This is a genomic window from Aureispira anguillae (assembly GCF_026000115.1).
GTDB classification, from domain to species: domain Bacteria; phylum Bacteroidota; class Bacteroidia; order Chitinophagales; family Saprospiraceae; genus Aureispira; species Aureispira anguillae.
The window spans coordinates 6,620,937-6,639,788 of record NZ_AP026867.1; the positions used below are offsets into that span (position 1 = coordinate 6,620,937).

The following is an 18,852-nucleotide window of genomic DNA, read 5'->3' on the forward strand; positions in this document are numbered from 1 at the left end:
AACAATATTGATTGTGGTTTAAATCTTGTTCAAACGCAAAATCAAACAAAGTTTAGAGAAGCCCTTGCCTTATTTCAAACTATAGCAAATAATAGTTGTTTGTTGCTTTTTGAAATTGAATAACAATTAATTACAAAAGGTTTTATAGTTTTGATTATCAGGGTGTTTTGAAAATTCTTCTAGCAAGCCATTTTCAATTAGGATATGTTGGGGGAGCATCCGAAGACGGTATTGACCATTGCCAATAAAGGTGAAAATATCTCTCCGCTCTAGTTTTTCGTCCTCTGGCAAATTAAGTATGCGGTTACAATTTTCTATAATTCTGCTGAGGTAAGTTTGGTTTTTGAGTTCTCCTGCTCCGCCAACAAGAATACATTGTTCTTGTCCCTCTCCCCATTTTCTACGTAGGGCGAATTTTAGTAGATTTTTATATTGAGTAGTTTTAGAACCAAAATCAATTGTTTTGGCATAAATACCTTTGGATGGAATGGTGATTTTGATCAAAGACCAATCTAAAAACTCCAACATCATTTCACTTGGTCGAGGGGTGTTGGCTAGTTCTATTACCCAACTGGTTGCTAGTACTAAAAAAATGGCAATCAAAGATGTTTTTGCAATAATTTTGATGAGCTTATTGGCAAAGCCATTGTTGAGCTGAACAAAAACCTCAGGCAGTTGGGAGGCAAACATTAAGGCAACGGCAAGAACGGCAATATAAGCAACGATTTTTAGGTCCCGATCAACAAACGTTTTGTACAGAGAATAAGACAATAAATAACAGACAAAACTAGACGCTAATAAATCTGGAATGGCAGGAATGTTAAGCAGCGAATGTTTGGACGAAACACTTAGATTTAATCCAATTGTTAATAAGGTAACGAACAAAATCAGTGCAATAATTTTGCTGATGTTTTTCTCATTGTTATAAATAAAATGAGGGGCGTGAGAAAAATAAAAGAGGGCTAATAATATAAATAGATTGTTGAGGGTAGAAAACAAATTTACTCCTAACAAATAAACTGCACTGCCCTCAAAATCCCAATTATTGCCCAAGTAACCCCATATTCCAGAACCAACCCAAACGAATAAGGCCAAACTCAAATAAACTAAGCCTTTGTCGACTCGTTGTTGAGAATTGTCTTCTTCAAATCTAGTATTAAAGCGTTTGCGGATATTATACCAAATGGCTAATAATAATACTGCTCCAGTAAACGCAATAAACACATGGGCAAGGGTATGGAATATGGCTACTTCTTTCATTTAATGTTGTATAATTATTTTATGCGTGGAAGCTTTGTTTTTATTGGCGAACTCTATGCAATAAATTCCACTGTTTAAGGCCTGAATTGGGATGGTCAAATTGTATTGACCAGCTTGTTGACGACCATTGTGTTGTTGCCAAACAATTTGCCCAAGTGCATTGATTAGTTTTAATTCGGTGGCTTGTTCTTGAGACAAGCGATAGCGAATATTAAGCTGTTCATGTGCAGGATTGGGAAAAGCTATAAAATTAAGCGTATTTTGAGAAGGAGAATTTATAGTAGAAATTAAGCCTTCTGTTAGATACAGCGTTTGATTGGAGTTGATATTGGCAAGCCGCTCAGTGATACCATTGGGCCAATTGATAACCAAACTGTCTACCAAATTAGCAGTCCCCAATCCAAAGTGGGCAATAGAACTGTGTTGCGAGCAATGACTACCCCCCGCCGAAATTTCGTGCACCCAAGATTTTCCATTGACATAAATTAAAATTTGAGCGCCAAAAGCATCTCGATTGCTAACGGTACCTGTTAAAGATACTTTGAGCCAGTTGTTATTGTTGTTGAGATCATTGCGAAGCACAAGTACTTTAATCGTGTCATGCGTGTGATCGGTTAAGCTAGGAAGTGGGAATAAATCAATGTCCCCGTCATTATCATAATCTCCATAAGCAAACCCACGGCTAGTCGCTAAAGAGTCTACAGGAATCAATGCACTGATGTCTGAAAAAGTACCATCGCCATTATTGTGATATAATTTATCAGGATCTATATGACTAGTCAACAATTCAGGAATGGCATTAATTAAGCCATTGGCAACATACAAATCAAGATAACTGTCATTGTCTATGTCCATAAAACCCGTTCCCCAACCTGTCGCATGTAAGGAGTCTTGAAATATCCATTGATTGGTGACACCTGCGGCATTGGTTGTATCGGTAAAAGTACCATCGCCATTATTTTTGTTCAATACATTTCTGCCAATATTAGTAACATAGTAATCTAAGTCCAAATCTTGGTCATAATCGCCAATGGCAATTCCCATCCCAAACATTTTAGAATTGATATTAGAAGGCATGCTAACATCGCTAAATGAACCAGGATAGTTATTTTGGTATAAGGCATTGGGAACGATCCATTGCCCAAAGTCATTGGCTGTAAAAATATCAACATCTCGGTCGCTGTCATAATCGGTAAATACTGTAGCAAGGGTACAACCCAAATCGGCAACATCCATATTGGTCGTAACATCGGTAAAGGTGTTGTCGCCGTTATTCATAAAAAGAATATTTCGGTGGCAAATGTGTGTAAAACCAATAAAGTTTCCTAGGGAATCAAAAGCCACATCAGCTGTGTCTACATAATTACTAACATACAAATCTAAATAACTGTCTTTGTTATAATCGCCAAAAGTGACACTTAGTGTCCAAGAACTATCGCCTGCAACGCCAGCGGATGTCGTAATATCCGAAAAAGTGCCATTCCCATTATTTCGGAGCAAATAATTAGGGTCCTTTCCTTCCGTTCCTAGATAAATATCTCGATAGCCATCGTTATCAATGTCTCCAGTTACAATGGCAATAAACGCAACGGAATCGGTAAATCCTAATCCTGCCGCTAAGGTGACATCTGTAAAAGTGCCATCTCCGTTGTTTTTGTATAGAGCAGCTCGTTGAAAACCCCCAGTGTAAAAAATATCAGGAAAGGTATCGTTGTTATAATCAAAAATAGCAAGTCCGCCTCCCATATCATCGGTTTGATGGTAATGGTCAATCCCTATGCTTGAAGTGACATCACTAAAGGTGGTTTGGGAATAACTAACGGTTGAGTAGGTTAGGAGTAACAATAAAAATCCCATGAAGGGAAGGGTAAATAATTTTGGGAACATAATAAAATAGTTTTGGCTCTTTTACATCCCGAACAGCGTTTGCCGTGCGGCTTATGCTGATAGCATAAAGACTAAAGCCACGGACAGCATGCATAGCAAGACATAAAGTAAACCATGGACTAAACGCTAACAAAGGTTAAGCTTTTATTGCTTCTCTTTAGAAAAAATATAGCTCGTAAGTCCTTATATTACATGATTTATAATAATAGAAAAGAACGTTTAGGAGTGCACAGGATTAATTGCGTTGCTACTGCGTGAGCTTGTGGGATCAAAGAACAATTGTTTTTAGAATTGGGTTAAGTGTTTGGTTAGAATGTTGTCTTTGGGGAATGGAATGCCTTTTTAGAATAAATGGGGCATTCCAAAACAACAACAAAACTATTTTATCAAAAGTAGCTTAGTATCGTGTACTTAGTTAGCTTCATGGAATATTTAACTCTAATATAATAAATTATTGCCAATCCCAAGCAGATCCGTATGCCCCTTTAGCATCCACATAGTCCAAAAAATGACTATAGAATGGAAAACTAGCCAAAGTAGCACTATCTCCTATAATAATCAGCTTCTTTTTGGCCCTAGTCATGGCAACATTCATCCGACGAGTATCCTTCAAAAATCCAATTTCCCCTGCATCATTAGAACGCACCATAGAGATATAAATAACATCTCGTTCTTGCCCTTGAAAGGCATCAATGGTGTTGACTTCTATGTTGGCATCAGGAAAATGATCAAAATCCTTAACAATGGCATCTTGGATAGCGACAACCTGTTCCCTATAAGGAGATATAATGCCAATAGAAATCGGTTGATCCCCAACAATTACTAATAGATTGTCCAGATGTTGTCGCAATACAAAATATTCTTCTGGATTGTAATAACTTTGAGATTCAGGATTAACTTTTTCTTCAAAACCACAGCCTGCTGTGTCAATGAATTCCATAGGGGCGGAGGGGCTTCCATCCGAAAGCAGCAATTGCCAAGTTGCGACGGCTGTATCTGCCTTTAGTTGAAGGTCATAAAATTGCTGATTGGAAAAGCCCATGATGGTATTGTGCATTCGATACTGGGTATCGAGCAAGTTAACGTTTTCTAGGCGTTGAACGCCTTTTTCGAGCAGTGTTGTGCTAAATCCATTTTTGGCAGCAGTTATACTTTTGACCGTAGGAGGGAGCTGAAACGGGTCGCCAGCAAGAACAACTTTTTGGGCCTTACAAATAGGAATCCAAGTGGCAGGTTCCAGTGCCTGAGCAGCCTCATCAATAATAATTGTATTAAAGGTCATTTTTTCGATGTGACGACTGACAGCACCAACCAACGTACTGCAAATAACATCTGCTTCTCGTAACGTTTTGTCAATAATATAGTCTTCCAACATTTTGGCTTGATACATCAAATCCTTTGCTTCTCTATAATTATCTCTACGATCTTGGCGTTCTTTTGCGCCAAATTTTCGTTTAAATTTTTCGGCATTGCGTCGTACTTTTGCTGCTTCAATTTTCATCTTTTTGACCTCCTGTATTTCAGGAAGTGCTTGCAGGATGCCTTCCATGGTGTGCTGCAAAAGACTTTCGTCTACTCTAGAAACATTGCCAATACGAACAACATTAAGACCAGTTTGAGCTAATTTCTCCGTTAACAAATCTGTGGCAGAATTGGAGGGGGCGCAAACAAGGATAGGCGACTCTCGCTTGACGAGTTGCTGAATAGCCGCCACAATAGTGGTAGTTTTGCCTGTGCCAGGAGGACCATGAATGATGGCAACATCTTCGGCAGCAAGGATGTTTTGTACGGCATCATTTTGAGATTTATTGAGGTGTGGGATTTCGAAATAATGATGCTCTCGATCAAACAAAGGGGGCGTTTTGCCCAATAAAACCTCTCTCAATTCTGCCAAACGATCATTCTTTGCCGCTTTAACCATCTTGACGGCACGTTCCATTTCTTGATAACTACGTTCATCAAAATTGAGTTGGATGCCAATTTTTCCCCCTAAAATCCATCGAGGAAGCTGAGTACCATATAAAATAATTTTCATACGGTTCCGTTTGATGAAATAAATAACGCCCTTCTCTTCTGTATTATCGCCAAGCACTTTTTCAGAAAAGATACTCACCACTTGTCCAGAACGAAATTTATGCGGTTTGTCTATGTGTTTGGTTCGCTCTACGACAATAAAAGGATGTTCTCCCAAACTCCAACCAGAACTTTCTATTTGTACAGGATACCAACAAGCTCCTTTTTGAATCCGTTGTTGGATACTTAACTCTTTGAGCAGTTCATCAAATTGTCTGCTTTCTTCCTCTTTTTCTTGTTTTAATAAATCTAGTAAGTGGTCAAGTTCTTCTTGTGTTGTCATAAATTAAGCGATTCGTTATTGGTGTTGGTAATCGGGTATCTTTTGTCCCAAGTTAAGGAGTTTTATCCTTTTTCTTGATTTTTGTGGTAATAAGCTTGTTGTCGCTATCAATTTGCAAAAAGGACAAGTTTTCTATGTTTTGGTGTAAAGAATGTAAATATTGAGACAAAACAGGCGTTAAAGACCTGTTTTATCAAGCCCTTTTATATCTTTGAACGAATTTACTTTTCGCTAGAAATGACCATAATTCTTGTAACCATCCATTTATAGATCAGTTTTTATTATGATTTTTAGTAGTGCAATTTTTTTGTTTTCTTTTTTGCCAATCGCATTAGGGCTCTATTATTTAGCCCCTCATAAGCTCAAAAATCTAGTTTTATTGATTGTAAGTTTGATCTTTTATACTTGGGGGGAGGATAAAATTGTAGTAGTAATGCTGCTATCTGCAATGGTTGATTTTTCTTGTGGGTTATTAATTGAGCGAGGCAACCGCAAGACAGGATTGGCAATTTCTATAGCGACCAATTTGTCGTTTCTATTGTTTTTTAAGTATTTCAATTTTGCTTTTGACAATTTTAACTACGTTATTGAAACCCTAGGATTCACGAATGCTACCATTCAAAACCTTCCACAAATAGCATTGCCAATCGGCATTAGTTTTTATACTTTTCAGACCTTGTCTTATACCATAGATGTTTATCGGGGAACGGTTAAAGCCAATAAAAATTTTATCAATTTTGCCACCTATGTAACGATGTTCCCACAATTGGTAGCAGGACCCATTGTTCGTTATGCCGATATTAATGAGCAATTGGAAGCTAAACAACTTTCTATTGATGATTTTTCTATCGGGGTAGAACGATTTATTGTGGGCTTGGCCAAGAAAGTATTGTTGGCGAATACCTTTGCTGCTATTGCAGATAGTATTTTTGCCCTTAATACAGCGGATGTTTCAACGCCTTTTGCTTGGTTGGGAATAATCGCTTATGCCTTTCAAATCTATTTTGATTTTTCAGGCTATTCTGATATGGCAATAGGATTGGGAAGAATGTTTGGATTTCGATTTTTAGAAAACTTTAATTACCCTTATATCTCAACCAGTATCAAAGAGTTTTGGCGGCGTTGGCACATCTCCCTTTCGTCGTGGTTTAGAGATTATCTATATATATCTTTGGGAGGGAGTAGAGTCGGAAAAATAAAGCTTTATCGAAATCTTTTTATTGTGTTTTTTGTAACGGGCTTGTGGCATGGAGCCAGTTGGAGTTTTGTTATTTGGGGCTTGTTCCATGGATTGTTTATTGTGATAGAACGGATCGGTTTTGATCAGGTTTTAAGCAAACTATGGAAACCTTTGCAGCATTTATATACCTTGGTGGTTGTTTTAGTGGGGTGGGTCTTTTTTAGGGCAGAAACCCTGCCTGATGCAATGCGATATCTCCAACAAATGTTTGTTCCATCCCTAGGCGAAGCAGCAACAAATAGCTATTTGAGCTTTTTATATCTCAATAGTTACACCTTTATCGTTTCCTTATTAGCAATCGTATTTTCTTTCCCTGTTTACCATTATTTTGATAAAAAAACTCAGGAACCAGCAGGAGCAATGATACGTATAGTTATGCTATTTGCCTTGTTTGTTTTGTCGATCATTCATTTAGGGGCAGATTCCTATAATCCATTTATTTATTTTAGATTTTAAGAGCAATGAGAAAAATAAAAATAGGAACGATAATCATTTTTGCTTTAATTATTAGTTTGCCTTTATTTTTTCAATGGATAGGCGTATCATTTAATGATAGTAAGGCAGAAAATAGAAGATTAAAAGCACGACCAACATTCTCGTTGGAGCAGAGTAGGGCAGGTAAAGGGAGTTTGCGTACTGCATTGGGGTTTTATCGAGATGTTATTGGTTTTAAGGATGCCTATGATAAATATTATAGCGATAACTTTGTGCTGAAAGCCAGTTTGTTTAAGAGCTATTATGCTATTCAAACCAATCTATTTGGAGTGAATGCGCTTCCACGTAAAGTAGTCAAAGGAAATAATGGGTGGTTCTTTTTGGGGAATAGCTATTCGAATGTGATTACAGAATCAAAAGGTATAGATGCTTTTAAGGAGGAAGAGTTGCAAAAGATAAAGAAAAAGTTGTTGCAAAAAAAGGCATGGCTAAAAGCAAGGAATATTGATTTTTATGTCGCCGTAGCGCCCAACAAACATTCGATCTATGGCGAAGAATTACCCATTCAAAAAAGCCAGCAATTGACAAAATTGGAACAATTAAAGGCCCTCTTCAATCCAGAAGAACTAAATTTTATAGATCTGTCAGATTCTTTTCCCAAAACACCTATCCAACGACTTTATCATAAGACGAATACGCACTGGAATGATTATGGAGCTTATTGGGGGTATAAGGCATTAGCGTCAAGTATAAAACAACAATACCCTAAGCTTTTAATACCGACTTTGGATAGTTTTGAATTATTAACGGAAATTAGCGACCAAGAAGATTTGACAGGAATGCTAAACATCAAAGTAAAGGAGGAAAGAATTGTACTCCAACCTAAAAATAGCATTGCTCAAGAGAAAAAATCTACGCTTGCTGTACCTAAGAATACCAAAAACTATGTGTTTAATTATACCTCAACAGCTAATAAAATAAAGGTATTGGCCTTTAGGGATTCCTTTTTTACCAATTTAATGAAGTTTATGAACGAGACGTTTGGCGAAACGGTGTATATCTGGAGGCTGTTTGATGAGGAGGTAATAAAGATAGAACAGCCCGATATTGTAATTTTAGAAATTATAGAAAGGGATTTGGACAACCTTTTATTATTAGAAGATTCTATCCACTAGTTTTCTGTCTTTTCTTAACAAAGAACGAGGAAGTGGATTGATGTTTGATGGAGAATTGAGGATTTTATTATAGAAAGTAGGAGTTTTTCTTAAAAAAGTGCGAGTTTTGTTGCAACTTAACAAGTTGTGGGATCAACTGTGATTTATCAGTTAGATCATAAACTCACAAGGAAGTTTTATTTAACAAAAATACTAGAACATTGAACTTGTTTTTCCATTTCGGACGCTACCTGTTATTCATTAAGAATATGTTTGCCCGTCCAGAGAAGTTGTCCATGTATTGGAAAGAAACGACCCGCCAAATGATAGATATTGGTATTGGATCATTGGTTATTATTGGTTTAGTTTCTGTTTTTATTGGGGCGGTAACAGCCATTCAATTTGCCTACCAACTGGGATCTTCCTCTATTCCCAAATATTACATTGGTTATATTGTACGAGATATTATGATCATAGAATTGGCTCCAACATTTACTTGTTTGGCTTTAGCGGGTAAAGTTGGGTCAAATATTGCAGCAGAGTTGGGTGGAATGCGCCAAAAGGAACAAATAGATGCCTTGGAGGTAATGGGAGTTGATACAACTGCTTATTTAGTGATGCCCAAAATTATTGCTGCCATAACCGTTATCCCAATGTTGGTTGTGTTGTCTGCTTTTATGGGAATGGCGGGTGGATATGTTGCTTGTACCGTAGGAAATTTAGTTTCTGAAGCAGAGTTTATGCAAGGACTAAGAGCCTTTTTTGATCCTTATAATATTTGGATGATGGAAATTAAAGCGATTGTTTTTGCCTTTTTGTTAACTTCTATTTCATGTTATCAAGGCTTCTTTGTAACAGGGGGTAGCATCGAACTGGGACGGGCTAGTACTAGTGCGGTTGTTATTAGTAATATTTTAATCCTACTAGCAGATTATATATTGGCCTTGTTGTTGACCTAATCGTTAGACTTGGCAATAATATCTCCCTTCAAAATTTAAGTATTTAGCATGATTCGTATTGAAAATATAAAAAAGGAATTTGGTGAACAGAAAGTTCTAAAAGGAATTTCAACTGTTTTTGAGCAAGGAAAGACCAATTTGATTATTGGAAAGTCTGGTGCTGGAAAGACGGTAATGCTTAAAATCTTGGTTGGTTTGATTCAACCTACTTCTGGTACTGTTTGGTATGGTAATACTGATTTTACGGCTTTGAGTACAAAAGAACGAAAAGCCATTCGGACAGAAATGGGGATGCTTTTTCAAGGTTCTGCTTTGTTTGACTCTATGACAGTAGAAGAAAATGTGCGTTTCCCTTTGGATATGTTTACGAATCTGACGTGGAAAGAAAAGGCCGATAAGGTAAACCAAACACTGGATCGGGTAGAATTAACGGGAAGTAATAATAAGTATCCCTCTGAAGTGAGTGGTGGAATGCAAAAACGAGTAGGAATTGCTAGAGCAATTATCCTTGACCCTAAATATCTTTTTTGCGATGAACCTAATTCGGGGCTAGATCCTACTACTTCTATGAAAATAGACGAACTCATTCGAACCATTACAACCGAAAACCAAATAACAACGGTTATCAATACGCATGATATGAATTCGGTGATGGAAATAGGAGATAATATCAACTTGGTTCACTTGGGCGAGTTGGCATGGGTTGGCAATCGACATGAAGTCATGTCTAGTGATAATGAATTGCTGCAAGACTTTATTTTTGCATCTCCATTTTTACAACGTTTACGAGATGCAGCGAATAACAAGGTGTAAACCTTCTGCTAAATATGCGCCTATTTGCTTTTTTTAGAATAGCGTTTTTTTTATATGTGTGTAGGCTAAGGGATGATAAATAATTACTTAGATTAATGCTAATTGAGTTAAAAGAAGCTTTTTGTTTCAAATTGAGAGATCGACTAAAATAGGAATAACTATTTCAAAATAGGAATATATTATATTTAGGGAAATATGTATATCTTTAGTTATTAGCGTTTTTTGATTTTGGATTGATTTTGACATTATTATAGGCAAATCCCCTATTGATAAACACCACATTGTTACAAAAATGGAAACACCACAGAGAATACTTCTTGTCATTACTATTCTATTTTCTACACTTATTTATGGAGGACAAATTTCGGCTCATACGATAGCTCCTTCTACTTCTTCTAATTTAGTAGAACAAAAGCCTTTACGATTCATTATTTACTACAACGGAGATTTAACAGAGATCATGAAGGATAACGATAGTTATTTAAAGACATTCATGGCTGTATATGACTTAGAGCTAATCAATACTTTTGAGATTGATGAACTAAACAAAGGATTTACCTTAGAATCTAAGGAAATGATAGAGTTTCCGAATGAAGTTGCTAGAGAATTATCGCTAATCAATAATGTTTTGATGGTAGAGGTTGTGAATCCTGATTTAATAAGCGAAACATAATAAAGATAGTTTATTACTCCATCTAGCTTAATTTCAATCTACTGTGGTGTAGTAGGTTGTTATGCTCCTCCTTGTCCATAGAACTCTTTTCTCCAAAACAATCGTTCATTTATTTTATGGATTACACTAAGCATTTGCAAGGTCATTGATTGCAGAAGGGGGCTTAAATTTACAATCGCTCGTTTGGCTCAGTTTCTTATTATTCTAAATAATATAGCCTTAGATTTTACCTGAAGTCTTGAACAACTAGGAAAAAGGCAAATCAACAGACTGCTTACCCACAACCATTTGAGCGAAAGATTATATCAAGGAAAAGTTATCGTAGATTTGTCGGTTTTGGACCCCAGTTTATACACTATTAAAAGCTCACCATAGTGATTACAAAATATATTGGCAATGATCAATAATGCGTTGAAGTTTTCTTATCTTACCTATGCATAACGTTACAATTGAGTTAGTTTATATTCCTGACCCATTGAGGGGGGAGGAATGGAATAGATAAGAATTTTCAATAATTAGAGGTCAAATGCATATTAGTAATCTTAGTAATACCAATTTAGAAGATATTGTTTTTGCCATTCTAATGGCTTTTGATGGTTACTTTGTAACCATGCCTTCAGATGTTGCCTATTGGAGCAATCGGTTTCAGTGTGCTAGAGTTGACTGGGAATATTCTTATGGAATGTTTGATAAAGACAATAATTTGATTGGTTTTATTATTAATGGTATTGATTATATTGGAGGCGACTTAGTTGCTTTTAATACAGGAACAGGAGTCATTTCTAAATATAGAGGGCAGCGAATTGTGGATCAATTGTATCAATATGCACTACCTTTATTAAAAATAAGAGGGATAAGTATTTGCGCTTTGGAGGTGATCCAAAAAAATGATCGAGCTGTTCATGTCTATAAACGAATTGGCTTTTCCATTGCTAAATCGTATCGCTGTTTTAAAGGGAAACTACCCCTATCGCTTTATCAAACATCAATAAAAGCTGTTGATTTGGAAACGATTAAAACCGCTCCACAACATTTCTACGCTTGGGATAATGTTAACGCTGCTCTTTTGAAAGCTTCAAAGGGAATTTATGAATGTTATGAAGTATTGAATAAAGGGGAAACGGTTGGTTTTTTTGTTGTGAATCCTATCTCAGGGCATCTTCCTCAGTTTGAAATTTACAATACTCAAGAACCCAAACATTGGGCATTGATATTTGATGGCATCGCACAATGCACTAGAAATGTAAGCATTAATAATGTTAATGCTCAACGAACGGTTTTGGTTGAGCAGTTGGAAGCATTGAATTTGACAAATTCTATTAATCAATATGAAATGGAGTTAAGAATTGGATAATTAATTTATAGATTGGAGTTGTGGAAAAATTACTAAAAGACATAAAAGCTTGCACACACTGTGCTGCCAACTTAGCTTTGGGGCCTAACCCTGTTGTTGCCGCAGACCCCAAAAGTAGAATTCTCATAGTGGGGCAGGCACCAGGTACAAAAGTGCATCAATCGGGGATACCTTGGGATGATCCAAGTGGGGTACAATTGAGAAAATGGATGGGGATTACAACAGAAGCATTTTACAATAAAGAAGAAATTGCGATTGTTCCAATGGGATTTTGTTATCCAGGAAAGGGCAAAACAGGGGATCTGCCACCTCGACCTGAATGTGCTCCATTATGGCATCAAGCTTTGTTGGAAAAAATGCCCGAACTAAAATTAACCTTACTGATAGGGCAATATGCCCAAAAGTATTATCTAGCCCAAGATAGAAAGAAAAACCTAACAGAAACAGTTCGATCTTTTGAAGAATATCTTCCTGCATTTATTCCGCTTCCACATCCCTCACCTAGAAACCGATTTTGGCTCTCAAAGAACCCTTGGTTCGAAAAAAATGTCGTACCGCTATTGCAAGAACGTATTCATGAGATATTAAAAAAGAGTTGAATGATAGGACTATTAATTGCATTAATAAGTGTTTTTGGTTGGTTAATTTGGACAAATGCTTTTTATCAAGTAAAAGAAGGTTTTGCCATGATACGCTCTGGTTTAGGGGGGCAAAAAGTTTATTTTAGAGGAAGCTTTTTGGCTTACCCAATTGTTCATCAAGTTACAAAAATTAGCATCTCTGAACAACGAGTCTTGGTCAATCAGACAGGAGCATTTAGTGTACGAGCAAAAGACCATATACGTATCAATATACAATTGACTTTTTGGGTTCAAATTAAGCACACTAGCTGGGATGTCCTAAAAGCAGCTCAAATGATAGATCAAGAGGAAGCGAGTTTCAAAGATATGTTACAAAATTCCTTTGAACCTAAATTAAAAGAGGCGATTACGCAGGTTGTTAAAACATTTGATTATCAAGAATTGTATGAACAGCAGGAGCGATTCAAAATGGGACTAATTCAATATTTGGATGAAGACTTAGGATCATATCAATTAAATCGTATTAATGTGGTGGAATTTAAACATTTACCCTTAGATGCCTATGATGTTGATTATGACGTTTTGGATGCAAAGGGGTATCAGAATCTAAAAAAAATACTGAATCAACCCTAGCTTATAATCGTATACTAAAGTAGAATGAAATGATAAAAGAATGGGTATGGAGCATTGGTTTTTGGGCTGTGTTATTTGCCTGTCAAAGCCCAACAACATCCAATTCAATTGATGATGGAGATACCACTGAGCCAACAGCTGTTCAAGTGCGTTTAGATAGTCTGAGCAAGTGGGAGCGTTATTTTCTTAAGCATCCCGATTACCTTTGTGATGGGTTTGATTTTCCTGTAGGCAAACCAGATGCTAAGGGCTACTATAATGCTCAACCCTTTCAAGTCAATAACCATTTAGGCGATGACTGGAATGCTGTTACTGGGGGGAATTCAGACCTAGGAGATCCTATTTATGTTATTGCAAATGGCTATGTGGTCTTTGCCGAAGATATCGGTGGGGGATGGGGAAAAGTAGTTCGAGTGATGCACAAGTTGAATGATACAAGCTATGTCGAATCTATTTATGCACATTGTGATAGCATTCTAATTCAATCTAAGGAGGGAGTCAAACGAGGGCAAAAAATTGCAACAATAGGAAATGCAGGAGGCATATATTATGCTCATTTGCATTTGGAAATTAGAGACAGCGTAGAAATGGAAATAGGTGGAGGCTATTCAAGCTATTACGATGGTTTTTTAGATCCAACGGTATTTATTAAAGAGCATCGTCCTTGATGCTTAAGTGACAAGGTGTTTTTTGATGATTTGTAGCAAATGCTTAGGGTCAAATGGTTTGGTAATATAATCATTAACCCCCGCTGTTTTTGCTCGTTGTTTTTCATGCGTAGTGGCAGAGGCTGTTAATGCTATAATGGGAATCGCATCATCATCTTTTCTAATTTCTTGTGTTGCCTCAAAACCATCCATTTTGGGCATCTGCATATCCATTAAGATCAGCTCAAAGGATTGTTTTCTAAATGCCTTTAATGCTTCAAGTCCATCTGTTGCTACTTCATAAGAAATTCCCCATTTTTTTAAGAAGTGTGTCAAAACTAAAACATTGGTTTTGTTGTCTTCAACTAGCAATATTTTGGAGGAAGGAATCGCTGTTTCTTCTGCTTTATCTTTAGTAGGTACAAGGGGGCATTTTAAGGTAAAATAAAAACGAGCGCCACCTTCTGGAGTATTTTCTACTTGGATATCACTATCCATAAGTTTTAGCAAACCTGCTGTAATTGTTAGCCCCAAACCAATACCGCTAGGAGTGCTTTTTTTATTGGGAATGGGAGTAAATTCTTTGAATATACTATGGTGATAATCTGGAGGAATACCAATTCCTGTATCAATTACCTCAAAGAGCAAGCTAGATACATTTTCCTCTACATGTGTATTTTGAACTTTGATGGTTGCACTTCCTTTAGGAGTAAATTTAATGGCATTGGAAATCAAATTGCTAAAAATCTGTTGGAGTTTAATGCCATCCACTAAAACACTATCAGGGACGTTAGAAGCAATATCTAAAATTAGGTCAATGCCTTTTTCTTCTGCTTTGGGGGTATGAGCATGTTGTATGTTTTGAAGAAAAGATTTTAGATCTAGGACGGTAGGGGTAATAACCGTTTGCCCTGTTTCTAATTGATTAAAATCTAAAACATCATTGAGTAAGCTTAGCAATTCTTGTGTAGAGCTACTTAATGCATCTACCAATTTTTTCTTTTCTTGATTATCGTATTGATATTGATTGAGCAAGTTGGATATTCCCAAAATAGCATTGAGCGGTGTTCTAACTTCGTGGCTCATGACGGATAAAAAATCAGACTTGATACGATTCGCTTTTTCAGCTCGTTCTTTCGCAACTTGTAAGGCTGTTTGTGAAGCTTCTAGCTTTAAGTTTTTTTGTTCAAGCCTAGTTTGTTTTTTTGTGCTCTCCATCTTGAAAAACACAATCGCAATATTAGAAAGTAAAATCGTTACAAATGTAAAAAAGGTAATGTCTAATTTTTGTATTGTAATATCAGAATATTGAAGAATGGTTTGTGGGTAGTAATATTGAATGAGCACTAATATTAAAACATTCGTGATGACTAAAAATAAAAAGTGAATGTAATTTTTTAGTGCTATAGTGGTGACTACGGTAGAAAAAATAATGAACATAAAAGGAACCGACCCCATAACGCCATTGGTTTGAAACCAAGCGAAATTGATAGATGCTAAGGTGATAAGTAGGTATAGATAGATGCCTAGCTTTAAATTTTTAGCATTGGTAAGATAATAAATAACGGCCAGTAGTATGCCTGAAACGGCTGCTAGTAGCGCAATCGAAAAGTTGTTGAGCACTAGACTATTTGTCAAAAAGCCAATCAAACATAAAGATATGCTGATATAGCAAGTATTCCTGAAAATTATCTGTTGATGCCTATCAGGTACATTGTTTTTTTTGTGCATGGTTTGTTGTTCAAGCAATATTGCTGTGTATTAACGCTGTCGGTTTCATTTTTGGGATATTGATTAGGGTGGGAATGGTTTAAACTATTTAAATAAGTAAGTAGATGGATAAAATTAATACCCTATTAATTGATTCAGTCTTTTGTCTATAAAACAACAACACTTACTCTTACAAACAAATTGTAAGAGCAATGATTAATATAGTTAGACGAATAGAACCAATTAATACTTAATTAATTAAACTTAGAGAAAAATTTGGATGATTTATATATTAAGGTATAATGAAAAAACGAAAAAACAAAATCCTCATATAATAATTTTTTTTTTTCATTTTTTATCCAAATAAAATTGGTGCATAAAGTAATTCTTCCAATAAATTTTAATTTACCTCTAAGCTTGGAGTTATCCCTTGAGCATCCTTTGTTGACAGCTATAAAAGAAGTGATGAAGTGACCAACAAAATTTATTCTTCTTTAATTTTTAATTGTTTACGCACCATAATATAAGCCATAACAATAAGCACAAAAATGGCAGTTGTAATGCCTCCAATTTTTACATAATTAAGAAAACGTTCCCAATCTTTTTGTTGTTTGAGCTGGATATAATCAGGGTTAACAGAAGCAGGACTGCCTGCTCGTTTTAATTTTTTCCAACTATCAATTACATTATTGTCAAGGTCAAAATCCCGTAAAACAATGGTTTGTATATTGTGAACAGAATCTTTCGAAAAGTTAAACCCAATACTGTCTACAGGGTTAGCTTTGTTATCATAAATCATGATAACCTCTTTTTTGGAACTCAATCCAAAATTTAAACCACCTATAAAGTTTTTACAAGAGGGAAATGCTTGTTGAAAACGCTCTTTGTTTTTACAAACAACGATATAGTCTTTTGCTTTTATCGTTGCATTAGGAAATTCAAAACTATTGTTATTGGTACTGATAATTTTCCAATTCTTAAGATCTAGATCATTATTAGAATCATTGTAAAATTCAATCCAATCTCCTGATAGACTATCGGCAAAACTAATTTCATTGATAATCATTTGACGAGTTGCTGGATGATCTCCTTTGATAAAGATTGCCTTGAGTTGATGCGTTGTATCTGAAAAACGCAGGGTTAGCTCTTTGTTATTAATCCGTTCTCCATCCATTTCCCAATGCGAAAATTGACAACCAAAATACGGTTTTGCTTTTACCGTTACAGGGAGCTTCTGAAAATACACTCCTTCAAATTTTGTATGAATGTTGATCGTATTATTTAATTCAACAACGCCATTGCTATCTGCATGGATTACCAGTGTGATTTCTTTACCAAACTGTGGGAATTGCTGATGCAAGAACGTTCGCATATAACTAGGGCGTTTTCTTGAAAATTCTTTCATTCTATCAACCTCTTTGTGCCAACGTTTGGGGCTGAGCTTCCAGCGATTCCAATGTCTAGGCAATTCAGGCATAATAACAGCAGCCATTTTATCAATTCTAGGTATAATATTAGTAGAATCAAAAGTAGAGTTAAGACGATCTAGAAATCGATTAACAAATTGCCCTTGAAAATCTTTATTTTGTAATAACGCTCGTAAATTTAAGGTACTCCAGGGTGGGTTGGGCCAAGCAGGACCATTGGGGCGAGTATGAAAGTCCAGACTATTATTGCGAAAGCCAAAACGTCCATAATGCCCTAACCCAAAATCAGTATCAAATAGAATCCAACGCCATTTTCCACCTTCTTGCATTGGGCGCCAAAACTTGATGTTTCCACCTGCATCTTGATTGTCAATGTAAATCTGAAGAATTTGATACTCCATAAAATTCTCGACGTCCATTTGAGTAGCTACATGATCAAAATTTTCTTGGATTGCTAAACTGTTTTTGCGCATAAATGTACGCATGGCATCATAGGTTTTGCGGCTACCAGCTTGTACATCTTTTCGATGTTCGATCAAATTGACACTGTCTTTATGATACCCGAAATTTTCAACCAAATAATGTCGAGTTAGTTTTTCTCTAAAATTATATATCCCCCAATATTCACCATTGATAAAAACAATAGCAGGGCGATAGGCTTGTACCTCTAAACCAATATCTTTGCCAAAGCTAGTAATGAGAGCATCTCGAAAATGGGTCTCTCCAAAATCACTACCAGAGTTCCTCAACACGATGCGTTTGTATTTTTTTTGTTTTTTTTCTGGAAAAATTTGATGACGAATGTATTTATTGCCATACCTAGATTTGCTGGCATAGAGAGAGAATGATTTTTGAGGAAAGATACGACTCATTCCACCAAAAATTTTAAACCCAATCTCATGGTGAAAAACACGCTTCTTGTTCGTCTCAAAAATTTCTACATGACAGGGATATTCTTTTCGAGAATAATAATTTGCTCCTTTGTGTGGGAATTTAGAGGCAGCATGGGGACCTCGTTTAAATACACCTTTGACAGGATCAAATAAAATATAGGGGGCTATAGAAATCGAAACAACAGGCAGGGTGATAGAGTCTTCTCCAATAAAATAGCTATTGGTGAGTACTTCACTATGCAAAGTATTGCTTACTGCAATTGCCTTGATTACAGCAGTAGAATCTACCATAATCGGCCCCTGATAACGCTTAGATTTTCGGCTAGGTCGGCTACCATTCGTCGTATAATAAATTGTAGCATTGGGCTTGCTTGCCTGTAACTGAACTGCTGTTCCTGTTGTGTAGAAGCCTGCTTTGGGGCTTGCTTTTAGTAGGATGGTATCCTGCCCCCAAATAATAGGAGAAAATAATAAACCTAGAAGCAATAAGTAAAATACTTTCATTTTTTTTTCGAATAGTTATTTTTTAGAGTCTATAAGACTCTAGTCTAAAGGAGCCCATCTTATAGCTTTTTTGAAACCAACATTTTAGAATAATCTCCGTAAAACGCTCCAGAAAGAAGACAAAAATACTAAGATTTCCGAAAACCCAAGGACGGATACCATCTATTATCAAGCTTATATTGATTATTAGGCGGTTTTATTGAGTAATTGACACCATTATTTATGATTCTTTGATAAATCGAATGGCAGATTGTAAACGATAAGGCTAGTCGCTCTATTTAAACTCAAAAAGCAACTTTTTTTATTATTTGTCATACGGTTGATCA

General features: G+C 36.1%; 14 protein-coding genes. 9 read left to right on the forward strand and 5 right to left on the reverse strand.

Annotated elements, in window-relative coordinates:
• Positions 1-126: 126 nt before the first annotated feature.
• The 3 genes from AsAng_RS25915 to AsAng_RS25925 form a co-directional block, all read right to left on the reverse strand.
• Positions 127-1,260 (reverse strand): hypothetical protein, encoded by a 1,134-nt coding sequence (locus AsAng_RS25915; RefSeq protein WP_264790044.1) that lies wholly within the window; start codon positions 1,258-1,260, stop codon positions 127-129.
• Positions 1,261-3,147 carry an FG-GAP-like repeat-containing protein gene (locus AsAng_RS25920; RefSeq protein WP_264790045.1) on the reverse strand — a complete coding sequence of 629 codons (1,887 nt, stop codon included), beginning with the start codon at positions 3,145-3,147 and terminating at the stop codon, positions 1,261-1,263.
• 451 nt (positions 3,148-3,598) lie between these two features.
• A complete protein-coding gene (locus AsAng_RS25925; protein WP_264790046.1) occupies positions 3,599-5,503 on the reverse strand; it encodes an AAA domain-containing protein in 1,905 nt (634 codons plus the stop codon).
• 283 nt (positions 5,504-5,786) lie between these two features.
• On the opposite strand from AsAng_RS25925, the gene AsAng_RS25930 reads away from it, so the two are divergent.
• The 9 genes from AsAng_RS25930 (at position 5,787) to AsAng_RS25970 (ending at position 14,013) form a co-directional block, all read left to right on the forward strand.
• A complete protein-coding gene (locus AsAng_RS25930; RefSeq protein WP_264790047.1) occupies positions 5,787-7,199 on the forward strand; it encodes an MBOAT family O-acyltransferase in 1,413 nt (470 codons plus the stop codon).
• A 5-nt stretch (positions 7,200-7,204) separates the two neighbouring features.
• Positions 7,205-8,353 (forward strand): alginate O-acetyltransferase AlgX-related protein, encoded by a 1,149-nt coding sequence (locus tag AsAng_RS25935; RefSeq protein WP_264790048.1) that lies wholly within the window; start codon positions 7,205-7,207, stop codon positions 8,351-8,353.
• A 248-nt stretch (positions 8,354-8,601) separates the two neighbouring features.
• Positions 8,602-9,291, forward strand: coding sequence for an MlaE family ABC transporter permease (locus tag AsAng_RS25940; RefSeq protein WP_264790049.1), 690 nt, complete (start codon positions 8,602-8,604; stop codon positions 9,289-9,291).
• Positions 9,292-9,339: 48 nt separating this feature from the next.
• On the forward strand, positions 9,340-10,104 hold the full coding sequence (locus AsAng_RS25945) for an ABC transporter ATP-binding protein (RefSeq protein WP_264790050.1): 765 nt from the start codon (positions 9,340-9,342) through the stop codon (positions 10,102-10,104).
• 292 nt (positions 10,105-10,396) lie between these two features.
• Positions 10,397-10,777, forward strand: a complete 381-nt coding sequence (locus tag AsAng_RS25950) for a hypothetical protein (RefSeq protein ID WP_264790051.1) — start codon at positions 10,397-10,399, stop codon at positions 10,775-10,777.
• 526 nt (positions 10,778-11,303) lie between these two features.
• Positions 11,304-12,131, forward strand: a complete 828-nt coding sequence (locus AsAng_RS25955) for a GNAT family N-acetyltransferase (RefSeq protein ID WP_264790052.1) — start codon at positions 11,304-11,306, stop codon at positions 12,129-12,131.
• Between the two features lie 20 nt (positions 12,132-12,151).
• Complete coding sequence (locus AsAng_RS25960; protein WP_264790053.1) at positions 12,152-12,730, forward strand: uracil-DNA glycosylase family protein; 579 nt, start codon at positions 12,152-12,154, stop codon at positions 12,728-12,730.
• Entirely contained in the window at positions 12,731-13,345 is a 615-nt protein-coding gene (locus tag AsAng_RS25965; protein WP_264790054.1) for an SPFH domain-containing protein, read from the forward strand.
• A gap of 29 nt (positions 13,346-13,374) precedes the next feature.
• Positions 13,375-14,013, forward strand: a complete 639-nt coding sequence (locus AsAng_RS25970) for a M23 family metallopeptidase (RefSeq protein WP_264790055.1) — start codon at positions 13,375-13,377, stop codon at positions 14,011-14,013.
• 3 nt (positions 14,014-14,016) lie between these two features.
• On the opposite strand, the gene AsAng_RS25975 is transcribed toward AsAng_RS25970, so the two are convergent.
• Together AsAng_RS25975 and AsAng_RS25980 are read right to left on the reverse strand one after the other, a co-directional pair.
• Positions 14,017-15,630: a response regulator gene (locus tag AsAng_RS25975; RefSeq protein ID WP_264790056.1), complete on the reverse strand. Its 1,614-nt coding sequence runs from the start codon at positions 15,628-15,630 to the stop codon at positions 14,017-14,019.
• A gap of 556 nt (positions 15,631-16,186) precedes the next feature.
• Positions 16,187-18,526, reverse strand: coding sequence for a CotH kinase family protein (locus AsAng_RS25980; protein WP_264790057.1), 2,340 nt, complete (start codon positions 18,524-18,526; stop codon positions 16,187-16,189).
• Positions 18,527-18,852 lie beyond the last annotated feature (326 nt).